Genomic DNA, 15,006 nt, shown 5'->3' with positions numbered 1-15,006 from the left:
CCGGATCCTGCGTACCCTCGCGGAAATTGCGTACCTTCGGCATCAGATGAGGTACTGCGACAGGCCGCGCTTGATGTAGCGCCCGTCGCCCTTCGATCCGAGGTACTCGTTGCCGTCGACGACGACCCTGCCGCGGCTGATCACGGTGTCGACGTGCCCGTCGATCTCGTAGCCCTCCCACGCCGAGTAGTCCATGTTCATGTGGTGCGTCTGGTCGACCCCGATGGATGTGTGCCCGCTCGGGTCGTAGACGACGATGTCACCGTCGGCTCCCGGCTGGATCACCCCCTTCGTGCCGTACATCCCGAACATGCGCGCGGGGGTCGTGGACGTCACCTCAACCCACCTCTCGAGCGAGAGTTTGCCGTCGACGACACCCTGATAGAGGAGGTCCATGCGGTGTTCGACTGATCCGATGCCGTTGGGGATCTTGGAGAAGTCGCCAAGGCCCATGTCTTTCTGGCCCTTCATGCAGAACGGGCAGTGGTCGGTCGAGACCATCTGGATGTCGTTCGTGCGGAGGCTCTGCCACATGTGGTGCTGGTGACCCTCGTGCTTCGAGCGCAGCGGGGTGGAGCACACCCACTTGGCCCCCTCGAAGTCGCCCCACTCGTCGCTCGAGGCGCCGAGCTGGTCTTCGAGCGAGAGGTAGAGGTACTGCGGGCACGTCTCGCCGAACACGTTCTGGCCGCGGTCGCGCGCGACGGCGATCTGCTCGACCGCTTGCTTCGCACTGACGTGCACGACGTAGAGCGGGGCGCCGGTGAGGTCGGCGAGCATGATGGCGCGGTGCGTGGCCTCCTCTTCCGCCTGCCACGGGCGCGTAAGCCCGTGGTTGTATGGCGAGGTGTTGCCCGCGGCGATCGCCTGCTGCACGAGGAGGTCGATGACGCTGCCGTTCTCGGCGTGCATCATGATCATCGATCCGTTCGACGCGGCTTTCTGCATCGCTTTGACGATCTGGCCGTCGTCGGAGAGGAACACCCCCTTGTAGGCCATGAAGAGCTTGAAGCTCGTGACCCCTTCGTCGATGAGTTCGTCCATCGCCGTGAGCGACGAGTCCTGCACGTCGGAGAGGATCTGGTGGAACCCGTAGTCGATCGCGCACTGGCCCGCCGCCTTCTCGTGCCACAGGGCGTACTGGTCGAGCACGTTCTCGCCCGCGTACTGCACGACGAAGTCGACGATGCTCGTCGTGCCCCCGTGGGCGGCGGCCCGCGTGCCCGTTTCGAAGGTGTCGGATGCCTCGGTGCCGCCGAACGGCATCTGCATGTGGGTGTGGGCGTCGATCCCCCCGGGGATCACGTATTTGCCCGCGGCGTCGATGACGGTGTCGACGTTGCGCTCGATGTCGAACCCGAGGAGCGAGGAACCGGGGGCGAGCACGGCGGCGATCGTCTCGCCGTCGATGAGCACGTCGGCCGGCGCGCGCCCCGTGGAGTTGACGACGGTGCCGTTCTTGATGAGGGTCTTCATCGACCTGCCTTTCGTCTGGGGTTCACGGTCACGGCTTGGGGATCGACGTGTACGACTCCGGCCGGCGGTCGCGGTAGAACTGCCAGTCGTCACGCATCTCGCGGATGAGGTCCATCTCGAGGTCGCGGATGAGGATCTCTTCGGTCGTTCCCGACCCCCGTTCTCCGACGAAGTTGCCGCGCGGGTCGATCACCTGGCTCGTGCCGTAGAAGTCGACGGCGAGCTCGCCGTACTCGTTGTCTTCGCGCCCGACCCGGTTGGGCTGGAGCACGAAGTAGCCGTTCGCGACGGCCGCCGCGGGGCCCTCGACCTCCCACAGGCGATTGGAGAGGCCGGGCTTGGTCGCGTTGGGGTTGAACACGATCTGTGCGCCGTTGAGGCCGAGCTCGCGCCATCCCTCGGGAAAGTGCCTGTCGTAGCAGATGTACAGGCCGACCGGGCCGACGGAGGTCTGGAACACCGGGTACCCCATGTTGCCGGGGCGGAAGTAGAACTTCTCCCAGAACCTGTCGAGGTGCGGGATGTGGTGCTTGCGGTACTGCCCGAGGATGCTTCCGTCGGAGTCAACGACGACGGCGGTGTTGTAGTAGACGCCGGGCATGTCCTCCTCGTAGATGGGGAGCACCATGACGAGGCCGAGCTCTTTCGCGAGGGCCGCGAACCGCTGAACGATGGGGCCGTCGGACGGCTCCGCGTACGCGTAGTACTTCTTGTCTTCGGTGATGCCGAAGTAGGGCCCGTAGAAGAGTTCTTGGAAGCAGATGATCTGCGCTCCGTCGGCCGCGGCGTCGCGGGCGAACTGCTCGTGCTTGTCGAGCATCGACTCTTTGTCGCCCGTCCACGTGGTCTGGGTGATTGCTGCGCGAACGACGGTCATCGGTGTGCCTCCTGGGGGTGCCTCGTGGGTGTCATTGTCAGCGGCTCACGTTTCGGGGTCGTTTCGATCAGTGACGCTGGCGTAAAACCTACGACCGTCGAGCGGCCGTGCATAGTGTCGCTACGCTGGGGGGAGGCCCCCGCACCCGATCTGGTGCGGCGAGTCGATCCCGGTTCTGGGGCGACAGGTCTCGCGTCTGCTGCACCGCCGTGTGCCCGGATCGCGTTCCCTCTCGCCGTCATCCAGGAGCCCGCCCGTGACCCCCTCCCGCTTCCGCCCCGCAGCCTCCCTCGCCGTCGTCATCGCCGCGACCGTCGCCCTCTCGGGGTGCGCGACCGCTCCCGCCTCCGATTCGGGTGAGGCCTCACCCGACGCCGCGGCGGCCGGCATCCTCGACAACTGCGGCACCGAGGTCGACACGGCGGGTGCCGCGCCCGAGCGCATCGTCACTATCAAGTCGACGACGACCGAGCTCGTTCTCGCGCTCGGTCTCGGCGACCGCATCGTCGGTGCCGCTTTTCAAGACGGGCCGGTTCCCGAGCGGTGGGCGGATGCCGCGGCAGACGTTCCGGTGATCTCCGACTTCGCGCCGAGCCAGGAGGCCGTGCTCGAACTCGAACCCGACCTCGTCTACGCGGGCTGGGAGTCGATGTTCACGGCCGAAGCGGCGGGTGACCGCGACTCTCTCGCCGGCTTCGGCGTGGGCACCTATGTGGCCCCGTCGGCGTGCAAAGACCGCGACTACATGCCCGAGAAGCTCGCCTTCGCCGACGTGTTCGACGAGATCGCCGAGGCCGGCGTGCTCCTGGGCGCCGAGGATGCCGCGACCGACCTCGTGGCCGAGCAGAGCGCCGCGCTCGACGCCGTCGAGCCCGACGACCGCGGTCTCACCGCCCTCTGGTACTCCTCCGGAACAGACACCCCTTACGTGGGCGCGGGCATCGGTGCTCCGCAGATGATCATGGAGGCCGCGGGCCTCGAGAACATCGCGTCCGACATCGACGACACCTGGAGTTCGATCGGGTGGGAGGCGATCGTCGACGCCGACCCCGATGTCATCGTGCTCGTCGACGCGAGTTGGAACACCGCCGAGAGCAAGATCGAGCTTCTCGAGTCGAATCCGGCGACCGCCGAGCTCTCGGCCGTGCGCGACGAGCGGTACCTCGTGGTGCCCTTCGCGGCGGGCGAGGCCGGGGTGCGCAACGTCGATGCCGCGGCCGACCTCGCCGATCAGCTCTCGACCGCCGCGCTGGCCGAGAGTGCGACCGAGGGCTGATCACGGCATGGCGACGATCGAGAGCGCGCGCGGCACCGCGACGCGGCGCACCGTCGCGGTCCCCGTGCTCGTCGGCGTCGCGCTCACGATCGCGCTCGTGGTGTCCGTCGGCGTCGCGGTGACGATCGGCCAGGCAGACATCCGCGTCGCCGACGTGTGGTTGTCGGTCGCGAGCAACCTCGGTCTCGGGGTGACCCCTCTCGACGCCTTGCGCGACGGCATCGTGTGGCAGTTGCGGTTGCCGCGCGTGCTCACAGCGGGTGCGGTCGGCGCGGGCCTCGCCATCGCGGGGGCGGTGATGCAAGCGGTCACACGCAATCCGCTCGCCGACCCCTACCTGCTCGGGCTCTCCTCCGGCGCCTCGCTCGGCGCCGTCGCGGTGCTCGTGCTCGGCCTCACCGTCGCCCTCCCCGGCGCCGCTTTCGTCGGAGCCCTCGTCGCCCTCGTCGCGACCCTCGCGATCGCGGGCACCGGTGCGTCGCTGACCCCGAGCCGCACGATCCTCGCCGGTGTCGCGGTGTCGAGCCTCGGCGCCGCCCTCACGAGTTTCGTCATCTTCTGGACCGCGACGGGAGACTCCTACCGCGAGATCATCACGTGGCTGCTCGGGTCGCTCGCGGGGGCCCGCTGGCCCGCCGTCGCGATCGCCGTGGGTGCTCTCGCGATCGTGGGCGTTCCCCTCATGGTCGGCGGCCGCGTGCTCGACGCGTTCGCGTTCGGTGACACGTCCGCCGCCGCCCTCGGTGTCGACGTCGCGCGGATGCGCGTGCTCATGCTCGTCGGCACGGCGCTCCTCACGGGCGGGATGGTCGCGGTGAGCGGGTCGATCGGTTTCGTCGGGCTCATCCTCCCGCACGCCGTGCGCCTCGTCGTCGGTGCCCGCCACCGCGCGCTCCTGCCCCTCTCGGCGCTCACGGGGGCGATCTTCTTGATCTGGTGCGACACCCTCGCACGAACCGTATTCGACCCGCGGGAGCTGCCCGTCGGCATCGTGACCGCCGTCATCGGCGCCCCCGTCTTCGTGTGGCTGCTCGTGCGGGCGAGGGTGCGAGCGTGACGCGCCTCGAGGCGAGCGTCGTCACGGTGACCCTGGGAGGTCGGTCCGTCGTCGACGAGGTCGATCTCGAGGTGCGAGGTGGCGAGGTGACGGCGATCGTCGGACCCAACGGCGCGGGCAAGTCGACCCTCATCCGTGTGCTCGCCGGGGTCGCGCGGCCGTCGTCAGGTGACGTGCGCTGGAACGGCTCCGACTGGTTCGCCCTCGGCCGTCGTGAACGGGCCAGGTCGGCCGCGCTCGTCGAACAGGATGTGCACGCCGAACTGCCGCTCACGGTGCGCGACGCCGTGGCGCTCGGTCGCACCCCGCACCTCTCGGCCTTCGGGGCGCCCTCGCGCGACGACGCCGCGATCGTGCGTGACGCGATGCGCGACGCGGGTGTCGCGGAGTTCGCAGCTCGCCCCCTCTCGACCCTCTCGGGCGGCGAGCGGCAGCGGGTGCACCTCGCGAGGGCGCTCGCCCAGCAACCGGGGTTGCTCTTGCTCGACGAACCGACGAACCACCTCGACGTGCGCGCCCAGCTGTCGATCCTCGGTCTCGCGCGCTCGCTCGCGACAGCGGGCGGCATCGCGGTCGTCGCTGCGCTGCACGACCTCAACCTCGCGATGACGTATGCCGACCACGTGATCGTTCTCGACCGCGGACGCGTCGTGATTTCGGGCCCGCCCCGCACGGCGCTCACGCGATCGGTCATCGAGTCGGTGTGGGGGGTCTCGGTCACGATGCTCACGCATCCGCTCTCGGGTCTCCCCGTCATCGCGTTCGACGCGGCTCCCGATGAGCCCCCGTCGGAGGCCGCACCCCGAAGCAGAACCAGGAGCACGACATGACGGCGATCACCGTTCTCGCGGGAGGGGTCGGCGGAGCGCGCTTCGTGCGCGGCCTCCGGCAGCACCTCGAGCAGCTCGATGGGATCGGCGCCGGTGGCCCGAGCTCGATCACGGTCGTCGCCAACACGGGAGACGACCTGTGGCTCGCGGGCCTGCGCGTGTGCCCCGACCTCGACTCGCTCATGTACACGCTCGCGGGCGCGAACGACGAGGTGCGCGGATGGGGCCGCGTCGGCGAGAGCGAGAGGGTGAGCGCCGAGCTCACCGCCTACGGGGTCGGCTGGCCGTGGTTCACTCTCGGCGACCTCGACCTCGCGACCCACATCGCGCGAACCTCGATGCTGCGCGACGGCCTCACCCTGAGCGAGGCGACCGAGCGGCTCACGGCTCGCTGGGATCTCGGCGTGACCCTGGTGCCCGCGACCGACGACGAGGTCGAGACGCACGTCGAGGTCGGCGACCCCGTGCGCGAACTGCACTTCGAGGAGTGGTGGGTGCGACACCGCGCCGCCCTCCCGGCCCGCCGCTTCGTGCAGCGCGGCATCGAGACCGCGGCGGCGAGCCCGAGAGCCCTCGAGGCGATCGCGGCCGCCGACGTCGTGCTCGTCGCCCCCTCGAACCCCGTCGTGTCGATCGGAACGATCCTCGAGCTCCCCGGCATGCGCGCGGCACTCTCCGCAACGGGGGCACCCGTGATCGGGGTCTCGCCGATCATCGCCGGCGCCGCCGTGCGGGGAATGGCCGACGCCTGCCTCGCCGCGATCGGCGTCGAGACGAGTGCCGCGGCGGTCGCCTCCCACTACGGCGCACGGTCGACCGGCGGGCTGATCGACGGGTGGCTCGTCGACGACGCCGATGCCGCCTCTCTGCCGGCACTCGAGGCCGCGGGCATCCGCACCGCCGCCGTTCCGCTGTGGATGACGGATGTCGCGGCGACCGCGAAGATCGCCCGCGACGCCCTCGCGCTCGCGACCTGATCTCGTCGCGGGACCCTGGTCGCGCGGCCCTAGTCGCGCGGTCGGTGTCGCGCGGCGTGTGCGCCGGTGCGCTCGGCGAGGGCTCGAGCGGTGTGTCGCCCTGTGCCGTGCTGCGCCGCGCGGTCGAGATCGGCCGGGGTGTCGACATCCCACCGCACGCTCGACCCGAGCGCGATGTCGAGCACCTCGTGACCCGCGTTCTCGTGCCGTGATCGCGAGTCGACACCGAATCGGGGGTCGAGGCTCTCGCCGGGTCGCGCGGTGAGGAGGGTCGTTCCCGTTCCGAGGTGGTCGGGCACGACGGCTCGCGGGTGCAGTGCCGCCGCGGCGAGCGCCGCCCCGAGGTCGGCGGGGAGGAGCGACGGGAGGTCACCCGTGAGCACCGCGACCCCCGCCTTGGGAGCGACCGCGAGCGCCGCCGCGACTCCCCCGCCGACCGCGGCGTTGAGCCCGCCTCCCGGGTCGGCGACGACGACACCCCCGATCGCGGTGACCTCCCGCGCGACGGTCGCGTCACTCGACACCACGAGAACGCGGTCGACCCCGGGCGACTCGCGCGCCGCGCTCACGGTGTCGAGCGCGAACGCGAGGGCGAGATCGGCGACCGGGCTGTCTGGCGCCGGGCTCGCCGGCGCCGATCCACCGCCCGCACCGGCTCCGCCGCCGGCATCGCCGCCAGCGCCGGCATCGCCGCGCAGCCTCGACTTCGCCTCGGGCAATCGTTTGACCGGGATGACGACGCTCCACCTCACGATCGGGTCGTCCGCCCGCGGTCGAACGCGCGCAGGAGCGATCGGGGGAGCACCGTCGCGCGCAGGGCTCCTCCGGCTCCCGCGCTCGTGAGAAGCGCCGATCGCACGGCCGCCACGTCGCCCGGTGCGTCGCCCTCTGCGCCCGCACCGGCAGCGGCTGCCGCCGTGGCCCCGGCGAACGCGTGGCGTTCGACTCGCGCGAGAACCCTCGAGAGAGCCGGCTCCGCACTGAGCAGAGCCTCCTCGATGAGCCGCGCGTTCTCGCGAGGCGTCGCGGTGTCGACGAGAGCGACGCCCGTGTCGGTCGCGTCGCGGACGACCTCCCGCCACGCCTCGACGGCGTCGCTCCGCCCGTCGCGCGCGCGACGCACGAATGCCGCGCGCTGCCCGAAGCGGATGAGGGCGGGGGCGAGTGCGAGGCCCAGAATCAGTGCCGCGACACCGACCCACGCGAGCCCACCCTGTGGCGTCTGCGCGGACTCGGTGCTCCCCGTCTCGGGCAGTGCCGAGTCGGGGTCCTGGTCGGTCTCGGGGTCGGTGCCGTCGTCGGGGTCGACGTCGGGGTCGGGCGCGTCGTCGGGCTCGTCCGGTTCGGCTTCCGCCGGGGGCGTCGCCTCGGGCACACCCTCGATGCTCACATCCGCGTAGGTCTCGAGCGCTCCCCTGCCCGGGGTCGGCTCGAACTGCACCCAGCCGATGCCGTCGAAGTAGAGCTCGGGCCACGCGTGGAGGTCGTGGGTCGACACCTCGAAGATCCCGGGCTCCTCCCCCGTCGAACCGGGCAGGAAGCCGACGACGACCCGCGCGGGGATGCCGAGCTCGCGAGCCATGACGGCCATCGCCGACGAGAAGTGCACGCAATACCCCGATCGTGCCTCGAGGAACGTCGCGATGACCTCCATCCCGGTTCCGTCGTAGCCGTTGTCCACGGGCGCGGTCTCGGAGTAGTCGAAGTCGCCGGAGCGGAAGAACTCCTGCAGGCGGATGGCCGAGGTGTAGGCACCGTCATCCCCCGCGACGGTGCGCGCGGTCTCCCCGATGACCTCGGGGAGGTCGTCTGGGAGCTCGAGGTAGTCGTCGACGTCGTCCGTGCCCGGCACGGCCGCGAGCAACTGCTCGGGGGTCGGCGTCACGCGCACGCTCGAGACGGTGTAGTCGAGACCGGTCGCGGTCTCGCCGACTCCGGATGCCGACAGCCCGCGCGGTTCGAAGAACCACTCCCCCTCGACCCCCGAGACCGACAGCGCGGGGTAGGGAAGCGGGAGCCACGGGGAGGAGAGCCGCGCGACGTCGATCGCCGTCGTCTCGGGTTCCAGAGGGACCTCGCTCTCGAGCCCCGGAATCGCCCCGAAGTCGTCGAGCGTGTTGCCCGTGTCGACGCGCGTGGGGGTCGGCGCCCACTCGTCACCCGTGAAGCGCTCGAGGGTCACGAGGCGCAGGTACTGCGCGCTGCCGCTCTCGGTCGAGTATTCGAGCACGGTGCGATCGGTCGTGCGACGCAGATCGTCGCCGAGGTTGAGCACGGGGTTGATGCCCGTCGAGAGCCCGGGGCCGAAGGCGACGGACGGCTGCACCGCGGGGAGCACGAGCGGGGTGAGGAGTGAACCGACGACCGCGACGGCGCCGATGCCGACCGCCACCCCCGGTTGCCGGGTTCCTCGCACGACCACGAGGAGCGCGAGGAACGCGGCGCTCGTGGCGACGAACGACGCGATGTCGAAGCGGCCGGGGGCGACGACGGGGGGTATCGCGAGGATGACGAGCAGCGGGACAGCCACGAAGAGGGGGCGCCTGAGGGTGATCGCGACGACGTCGCCGACCCACGCGAGGGCGCCGATTCCGACCGACGCCGCGAACACGATGGCGACGTTCGCGGTCGCGGGAACCGTCTGCTCGGAGATCGACGTCTGGGCGGCATCCGCGAGCGCACGCCACACCGCGATCGTGTCGGGCGTCGGGATGATGCCGAGGATCGCGCTCCCCGGCGCGAAGAACAGAGTGGTGACGACGACGAACACGACGGCGGAGACGATCGGGGCGAGGGCGGCGACGCGGGCTCTCGCACGCGTGAGGGCGGCGGCGCCGAGCACGATGAGCACGACGAGAGACACGACCGCCCACCACGAGAGCCCGTCGAGGAGAGCACCGAGGCCGAACGCCGCCGCGAGGAACGCCCCGGCGAGAGACGCACTCGCGAGAAGCGTCGAGCGCGGTTTCTCCCGCCCTCGGCGCGCTCGCGGCCCGCCACGCACGGGGCCGCGCGCCGTCGACGATCGCCCCTCCCGGGCGGGGCTGCGGGTGTCAACGGCCATGACGCACCCCGTGGATGTCGGCGACCGCGGCCCACACGTCGACCGCGGTGTCGCCCGGCCTCACGAGCATGACCGTCCACCCCGCCCGGTCGAGCGCGGCCGTCGCGGTCTCGCGGGCGCCGTCGTCCGAACTCGCGTCGGCGATGGCATCCGGATCGACGACGCACGCGACGGCGAGCCCGAACCCCGACCGCTGCCGTTCGAGCCGGTCGAGCGTCTCCTGGTCGGGGTTGCTGACGACGGCGAACAGCGATCCCGAGCCGCGGTCGAGTCTCACGGGGGCACCGAGGGGCGAGTCGGGTGAGACCCGCCCGGTCTCGCCACTCAGCTCGATTGTCGCGAGCGAACGCAGGAACTCGGGGAGGGGCGCGACGGGGGCGAGCTGAGCCGCGCTCGACTCGACGACCTCGACCGCGAAACCGCGGTGGGCGAGGTGGATGGCGATCGACCCGGCGATCGAGAGCGCCCGCTCGAACTCGGGGCTCGACCTCGGCGTCACGGGCGCGAGCGGACCGTATCCGCTCGCCCTCGTGTCGATCACGACGCGCGCCTCGGCGTGACTGCGAGGCTCCTCCTGCCGCACCATGAGCTCGCCGTATTTGGCCGTCGCCCGCCAGTGCACGCGGCGCATCGCGTCTCCCGTGCGGTATTCGCGTGTCGAGAGGTCGTCGTCGGCCCCGCTCGCGCGGCGCACGAGCGCCGAGGCGCCCTCGCTCGCGATGACGGCGAGACCCGAATCCCTCAGGGTCTCGAGCGCGGGGGTCACGACGAGTTCGTCGAGAGGGCCCGCGGGCACCACGCGAGTCGCGAGCGCGAACGGATCGATGACGGTGACGGCGAACGGGCCGATCTCGAACACCCCGCGACTCGTCGCCTCGAGGCGATAGCGCACGTGGGCGACGCTCGGCTTCGCCGACGAGCCCCGGCGGTCGGGGCCGAGGGCGGGCAGAGCGAGGGAGCGGTCGCGATTGATCGCGCCGAACGGGCGGAAGTCGACGGCGTCGCTCGCGGCGAGAGTCGTGCGCGACGTGTTGCGCACCGTGACGTCGACCGACACGACCTGCCCGATCGCCGCGACGGCGGGCGCGAACTCCCGCACCACGTCGAGCCGCACGCGCCGCGAGACCACGAGCGTGAACGCGACGGCGACGAGCACGAGCGCGAGGCCCGCGACATAGAGCAGCTCGGGCACCCCCGCCGCGAAAGCGCCGGCGGCACTCGCACCCGCCGCGACGACGAACCACCACCCGCGCGCCGTCAATCGGATGCCGTAGCCCTCCCGGCGCCGAGACGAGCGACGCACGCGCCCTGTCGTCATTCGGGCCCCGCAGTCATTCGCGCCCCGCCGTCACTCGCGCTCCCGCGCCACGAACCGCATCAGGGCGCGGTCGACGAACCGAGGGGAACCTCGACGCGCGCGACGATGCGTTCCACGACATCGTCGAGGGCGGACGCCGACGCGGGCGAGCCGCCCGACGACCTGTTGGCGGGAATGAGCCGGTGGGCGAGAACGGGAACGGCGAGGGCGTCGATGTCGTCGGGGAGCACGAACTCACGGCCGTCGAGTGCCGCTCGCGCTTTCGCGGCCCGCACGAGCTGGAGCGTCGCTCGCGGGCTCGCGCCGAGGCGCAGCGCCCGCTCGGCGCGCGTCGCCTGCGCGATCGCGACCGCGTACTGCTCGACGGCTCGCGAAACGAAGACCGACCGCACGGCGGCGATCATGCCGATGAACTGGTCGGTAGAGACGACGCTGCGCACGTCGTCGAGGGGACTGTGGGTCTCGCGCTGACGCAGCATCGCGAGTTCGGCCGCCGCATCCGGATATCCCATCGACACCCGCATCATGAAGCGGTCGCGCTGCGCTTCGGGCAGAGGATAGGTGCCCTCCATCTCGACCGGGTTCTGCGTCGCGACGACGACGAACGGTGCCGCGAGCGGGTGGGTGACGCCGTCGACGGTGACCTGGCGCTCCTCCATGCTCTCGAGCAGAGCCGACTGGGTCTTCGGGCTCGCCCGGTTGATCTCGTCGCCGATGACGATGTTGGCGAACACCGGCCCGGGCTTGAACTCGAACTCGCGGGTCGCCTGGTTGAAGATCGAGACACCCGTGACATCCGACGGCAGCAGGTCGGGCGTGAACTGGATGCGCGACACCGTGCAGTCGACCGAGCGAGCGAGGGCGCGCGCGAGCATGGTCTTGCCGACGCCGGGCACATCCTCGATGAGCAGGTGTCCTTCGGCCAGGAGCACCGTGAGCGCGAGCTCGACGGGGCCGCGCTTGCCGTCGATGACCTTCTCCACGCTCGCGACGATGAGGGTGCTCAGCCGTTGGAACTCACCCGCATCCAGCACGGGCACCCGAACCGATCGGGCCGGATCGGTCTGTACGTCACTCATCGAGCTCTCCACCATCAACCGTGCTCCTTCGCGTGTTCTCGGCGCAGTCTGCCAGACGCCGGTGCGGGGGTGCTCAGAGAGCGCGATCGGGTGCGGCGTGTTCGGCGCGCTCCGCCCGCCCCGCCGCGAGTCCGGCGGCGAACCCCGCGGCGTGCGCCTCGGCGCTGCCGACCCGGAACATGTCGTTCTCGGGCGACCTCACGAGAACGCGCGCGCCGGGGAGGTCGACGTCGCCGACGAGGTGAGCGAGCCCCCGCACGATCGCGAGGGGTCGGCCCGACGCTTTGCCTTTGACGAGGTCGGCCGTCGCGGCGATCTCGTCGGCCACCGCGGGCGCGGTGACGGCGAGGGGCTTGCCCGAGGCATCCGTCGACCCGCGCAAGTCGTCGAGAACGCGCAGCCCCGCCGCTCCGATCGCCGCGTCGGTCTGCCCCTCGCGCCACGGCCTGCCGAAGGTGTCGCTCACGACGACGCCGATGTCGAACCCGAACCGCTCCCGCCACGCCGCACACAGCTCGCGCGCGGTCGCGTCGGGATCTTCGGGGAGCAGCAGCACGACGCCGTCGGGCGTGTTGCTCGCATCCACTCCCGCCGCCGCCATCACGAGACCGAGCGGGTTCTCGACGATGCGCGTGACCCCGTTCGGATGCTCGCGGCTCGCGACGAGACGCACGGTCTGGCTCGTGATCGCGTCTTCGCGATCGGCGGCGGCGACCTGACGCCCCTGCGCCTTGCTCACGATCTTGCTCGTCACCGCGACGATGTCGCCGCTCTCGATGACCGGTTCGAGCGCGTCGCCGAGGATGCGCGCGAGGTCGTCGCCCGCCTGGAACTCGGGGAGGCCGGGGATCGAGAACGCGGTGAGCTGCACTCCCCCATTGTCCCGTGTCGCGTGCGCCAAACCGCTGTGCGTGGTGGCTGACACGGGCCGAGCACGTCGCTTCGACCGGGGGGTGTGCCCATCGCCATGCTCGTCAGCGGCTTTCTGGCTTGGCAACTCCCCCAGCGCGACGACGGTTCCGCCGCCACTATCTCAGAGACGCACCCGTCAGACCTTCTTGTGAGTGATGGCCATTTCGCCCCCGGACCTGCGTCTACGGCCCGAACTCCCGAGCTCGGGAGGCGTCGCTCGGCGATGCACACCGGCATGGTGACTCGAGAGGCTCTTTCGCTGACCACCTGAGGTGAGGGATCATCGCGGTATGAGGGCTCGATTTCGCAGTGCAGGTGCGACCATCGTCGCGGTGTCGGTCATGGCGGTGCTCGCCGGATGCGTGGGAGGGACTTCTGATTTCGCCGTGCTCGAGCGAGAGCCGGGTCCTGGCGATGCCCTCCCCGACCTGCCTGGCTACGCATTCGACGACCTCGATATGTCGTCGGCACGGTTCGTGGGCGAGCATGACGGAACCGATGTCTGGCTCGCGCGGAGCGGAGATTCCGTGGTCGGGCTCGGCGTGTGTCTCATCGTGTCACCGGAGGGCGGCGACTGGCACGTCGCGTGCGGCGGGACAGGGCAGCTCGAGATCGACGGTCCCGGAGGGCGCTTCGAGATCCGCCCCGACGACAGTCCGACGCCCGAGGGGGCCACGGCCGTCTCCGAGAACGTCTTCGCCTTCGACTGACACGCGACGAGGTCGACCTTCTCGGCGACGACTCCGAGGGCTGACAGACCGTGCGGCCAGCGCTACTTCCGCAGCGCCGGCAGCACCTCGCGCGCGAACACGTCGATCCACTCTCGCTGGTTGCGCCCCACATTGTGCAGATAGATGCGGTCGAAGCCGAGATCGACGAACTGCTGGATGTACGCGCGGTGCACGTCGGGGTCGGAGCTGATCGGCATGCGGCCCTCGAAATCGTCGGGGCGCACCATCCGCGCGATCTGCTCGAGTTCGAACGGCGAGCGGATGTCGCCCTTCGGAAAGCGGATGCCGCCGTTGGGCCACTCGGTGAGCGCGTTGCGCATCGCCTCGGTGTCGGTCGCCGCCCAGCTCACGTGCACCCGGAGCACCTTGGTCATCGTCGCGGGTTCGCGACCCACCTCGCGGGCTCCCTCCGCGAAGCGCTGCACGAGCATCGCGACCTTCTCGACCGGCGCGGCCTCGGTGATGAGCCCGTCGACGGTGCGACCGGCACGCTTCGCCGCCACGGGCCCGGCCGTCGCGACGAGGATCTCGGGTGCGACCTCGGGCATCGTCCACAGCCGCGTCGACTCGAGCTTGTAGAACTGCCCGTCGTGCCGCACGTCGCGGTGGCTGAGCCCCGACACGAACAGTTTCTTGATGATGTCGACGGCCTCGAACATCCGGTTGATGCGCTCGGGCGCCTCGGGCCAGTACTGCCCGACCACGTGCTCGTTGAGGGCCTCGCCGCTCCCGAGGCCGAGCCAGTGCCTGCCCGGATACATCGCGGCGAGAGTGGCGGATGCTTGCGCGACCATCGCCGGATGCCAGCGGAACGTCGGCGCTGTCACCCCCGTGCCGAGGTCGCCCGACGTCGTCTGACCGAGGGCGGAGAGCACGTTCCACACGAACGAGGCGTTGCCCTGGGCCGGCACCCACGGCTGGAAGTGGTCGGCGGCCATGACGCCCGTGAACCCGCGGGACTCGGCGTGCGCCGCGAACTCGAGGATCTCGTTCGGGTGGAACCGCTCGAGCATCGCGGCATAACCGATGTGCACGCCCGGAGAGGTCACCCCGCCGAACCGCCGGCGACGACGTAGGACCACAGTTCACTGCTGAGACCGACGTGCCCCTTCGGGGCGTCACCCTCCGCTGGGGTGGGGCCGCGGTGACCGTGGCCGAACGCGGGCGAATCGACCCAGGCCTGGAACGACTCGTCGTCGCTCCAGCGGGTGATGACGAGCCACGTCGTGCGATCGTCGGTCGGCTTGAGCAGTTCGAACCCCTCGAAACCGGGTTGGCCGTCGACGGCTCCGGCGCGAGCGGCGAAGCGCTGGGCGAGTTCGTCCCCGCTGTCGGCCGCAACGGTGATGGCGTTGATCTTGATGATGCTCATGGGGATCCTCCACTGGATGAATGCTTCCCTCATGCTG

General features: G+C 70.7%; 14 protein-coding genes. 5 read left to right on the top strand and 9 right to left on the bottom strand.

The window, feature by feature from the left end:
- Positions 1-42 precede the first annotated feature (42 nt).
- Both hydA and ACLHG5_RS01220 read right to left on the bottom strand, forming a co-directional pair.
- Positions 43-1,476 carry a dihydropyrimidinase gene (gene hydA / locus ACLHG5_RS01225; protein ID WP_411317623.1) on the bottom strand — a complete coding sequence of 478 codons (1,434 nt, stop codon included), beginning with the start codon at positions 1,474-1,476 and terminating at the stop codon, positions 43-45.
- Positions 1,477-1,504: 28 nt separating this feature from the next.
- Positions 1,505-2,353, bottom strand: a complete 849-nt coding sequence (locus ACLHG5_RS01220; RefSeq protein ID WP_411317622.1) for a nitrilase-related carbon-nitrogen hydrolase — start codon at positions 2,351-2,353, stop codon at positions 1,505-1,507.
- 256 nt (positions 2,354-2,609) lie between these two features.
- Between ACLHG5_RS01220 and ACLHG5_RS01215 the strand changes: the two genes are divergently transcribed.
- From ACLHG5_RS01215 to cofD, 4 genes are read left to right on the top strand one after another with little or no spacing between them, the layout of a single operon-like run.
- Positions 2,610-3,629 carry a putative F420-0 ABC transporter substrate-binding protein gene (locus tag ACLHG5_RS01215; RefSeq protein ID WP_411317621.1) on the top strand — a complete coding sequence of 340 codons (1,020 nt, stop codon included), beginning with the start codon at positions 2,610-2,612 and terminating at the stop codon, positions 3,627-3,629.
- 7 nt (positions 3,630-3,636) lie between these two features.
- On the top strand, positions 3,637-4,686 hold the full coding sequence (locus ACLHG5_RS01210) for a putative F420-0 ABC transporter permease subunit (RefSeq protein ID WP_411317620.1): 1,050 nt from the start codon (positions 3,637-3,639) through the stop codon (positions 4,684-4,686).
- Positions 4,683-5,516 carry an ABC transporter ATP-binding protein gene (locus ACLHG5_RS01205; protein ID WP_411317619.1) on the top strand — a complete coding sequence of 278 codons (834 nt, stop codon included), beginning with the start codon at positions 4,683-4,685 and terminating at the stop codon, positions 5,514-5,516. Before ACLHG5_RS01210 ends, ACLHG5_RS01205 begins: the two co-directional genes overlap by 4 nt.
- The gene (gene cofD, locus ACLHG5_RS01200) at positions 5,513-6,493 is read left to right on the top strand and encodes a 2-phospho-L-lactate transferase (protein ID WP_411317618.1); all 981 of its coding nucleotides are present in this window, start codon (positions 5,513-5,515) and stop codon (positions 6,491-6,493) included. Before ACLHG5_RS01205 ends, cofD begins: the two co-directional genes overlap by 4 nt.
- Before the next feature lie 29 nt (positions 6,494-6,522).
- On the opposite strand, the gene cofC is transcribed toward cofD, so the two are convergent.
- The 5 genes from cofC to cofE form a co-directional block, all read right to left on the bottom strand.
- Positions 6,523-7,245: a 2-phospho-L-lactate guanylyltransferase gene (gene cofC, locus ACLHG5_RS01195; RefSeq protein WP_411317617.1), complete on the bottom strand. Its 723-nt coding sequence runs from the start codon at positions 7,243-7,245 to the stop codon at positions 6,523-6,525.
- Positions 7,242-9,557, bottom strand: coding sequence for a transglutaminaseTgpA domain-containing protein (locus ACLHG5_RS01190; RefSeq protein ID WP_411317616.1), 2,316 nt, complete (start codon positions 9,555-9,557; stop codon positions 7,242-7,244). Before ACLHG5_RS01190 ends, cofC begins: the two co-directional genes overlap by 4 nt.
- Positions 9,547-10,875, bottom strand: a complete 1,329-nt coding sequence (locus ACLHG5_RS01185) for a DUF58 domain-containing protein (protein WP_411317615.1) — start codon at positions 10,873-10,875, stop codon at positions 9,547-9,549. Before ACLHG5_RS01185 ends, ACLHG5_RS01190 begins: the two co-directional genes overlap by 11 nt.
- Before the next feature lie 59 nt (positions 10,876-10,934).
- A complete protein-coding gene (locus ACLHG5_RS01180) occupies positions 10,935-11,954 on the bottom strand; it encodes an AAA family ATPase (protein WP_411316029.1) in 1,020 nt (339 codons plus the stop codon).
- Between the two features lie 73 nt (positions 11,955-12,027).
- Positions 12,028-12,825: a coenzyme F420-0:L-glutamate ligase gene (gene cofE, locus ACLHG5_RS01175; RefSeq protein WP_411316030.1), complete on the bottom strand. Its 798-nt coding sequence runs from the start codon at positions 12,823-12,825 to the stop codon at positions 12,028-12,030.
- 331 nt (positions 12,826-13,156) lie between these two features.
- Between cofE and ACLHG5_RS01170 the strand changes: the two genes are divergently transcribed.
- Positions 13,157-13,576 carry a hypothetical protein gene (locus ACLHG5_RS01170; protein ID WP_411317614.1) on the top strand — a complete coding sequence of 140 codons (420 nt, stop codon included), beginning with the start codon at positions 13,157-13,159 and terminating at the stop codon, positions 13,574-13,576.
- A gap of 62 nt (positions 13,577-13,638) precedes the next feature.
- Here the strand turns inward: ACLHG5_RS01170 and ACLHG5_RS01165 are convergent, their stop codons facing one another.
- Together ACLHG5_RS01165 and ACLHG5_RS01160 are read right to left on the bottom strand one after the other, a co-directional pair.
- Positions 13,639-14,646: a TIGR03557 family F420-dependent LLM class oxidoreductase gene (locus tag ACLHG5_RS01165; RefSeq protein WP_411317613.1), complete on the bottom strand. Its 1,008-nt coding sequence runs from the start codon at positions 14,644-14,646 to the stop codon at positions 13,639-13,641.
- A complete protein-coding gene (locus ACLHG5_RS01160; protein WP_411316033.1) occupies positions 14,643-14,969 on the bottom strand; it encodes an antibiotic biosynthesis monooxygenase family protein in 327 nt (108 codons plus the stop codon). The genes ACLHG5_RS01165 and ACLHG5_RS01160 overlap by 4 nt, the downstream gene beginning before the upstream one ends.
- Positions 14,970-15,006 lie beyond the last annotated feature (37 nt).

The sequence above is a fragment of the Marisediminicola sp. LYQ85 genome, from assembly GCF_046600695.1.
GTDB lineage: Bacteria > Actinomycetota > Actinomycetes > Actinomycetales > Microbacteriaceae > Marisediminicola.
Note: the sequence above shows the minus strand (reverse complement) of the source record. Positions and strands in the feature narration are given on the sequence as shown.

Bases quoted from the DNA above. Each gene is read 5' to 3' on its own strand.
- ACLHG5_RS01185 (WP_411317615.1), bottom strand. From the start codon at position 10,875: ATGACGACAGGGCGCGTGCGTCGCTCGTCTCGGCGCCGGGAGGGCTAC.
- ACLHG5_RS01180 (WP_411316029.1), bottom strand. From the start codon at position 11,954: ATGAGTGACGTACAGACCGATCCGGCCCGATCGGTTCGGGTGCCCGTG.
- ACLHG5_RS01170 (WP_411317614.1), top strand. From the start codon at position 13,157: ATGAGGGCTCGATTTCGCAGTGCAGGTGCGACCATCGTCGCGGTGTCG.
- ACLHG5_RS01190 (WP_411317616.1), bottom strand. From the start codon at position 9,557: ATGGCCGTTGACACCCGCAGCCCCGCCCGGGAGGGGCGATCGTCGACG.
- cofD (WP_411317618.1), top strand. From the start codon at position 5,513: ATGACGGCGATCACCGTTCTCGCGGGAGGGGTCGGCGGAGCGCGCTTC.
- hydA (WP_411317623.1), bottom strand. From the start codon at position 1,476: ATGAAGACCCTCATCAAGAACGGCACCGTCGTCAACTCCACGGGGCGC.
- ACLHG5_RS01220 (WP_411317622.1), bottom strand. From the start codon at position 2,353: ATGACCGTCGTTCGCGCAGCAATCACCCAGACCACGTGGACGGGCGAC.
- ACLHG5_RS01160 (WP_411316033.1), bottom strand. From the start codon at position 14,969: ATGAGCATCATCAAGATCAACGCCATCACCGTTGCGGCCGACAGCGGG.
- ACLHG5_RS01210 (WP_411317620.1), top strand. From the start codon at position 3,637: ATGGCGACGATCGAGAGCGCGCGCGGCACCGCGACGCGGCGCACCGTC.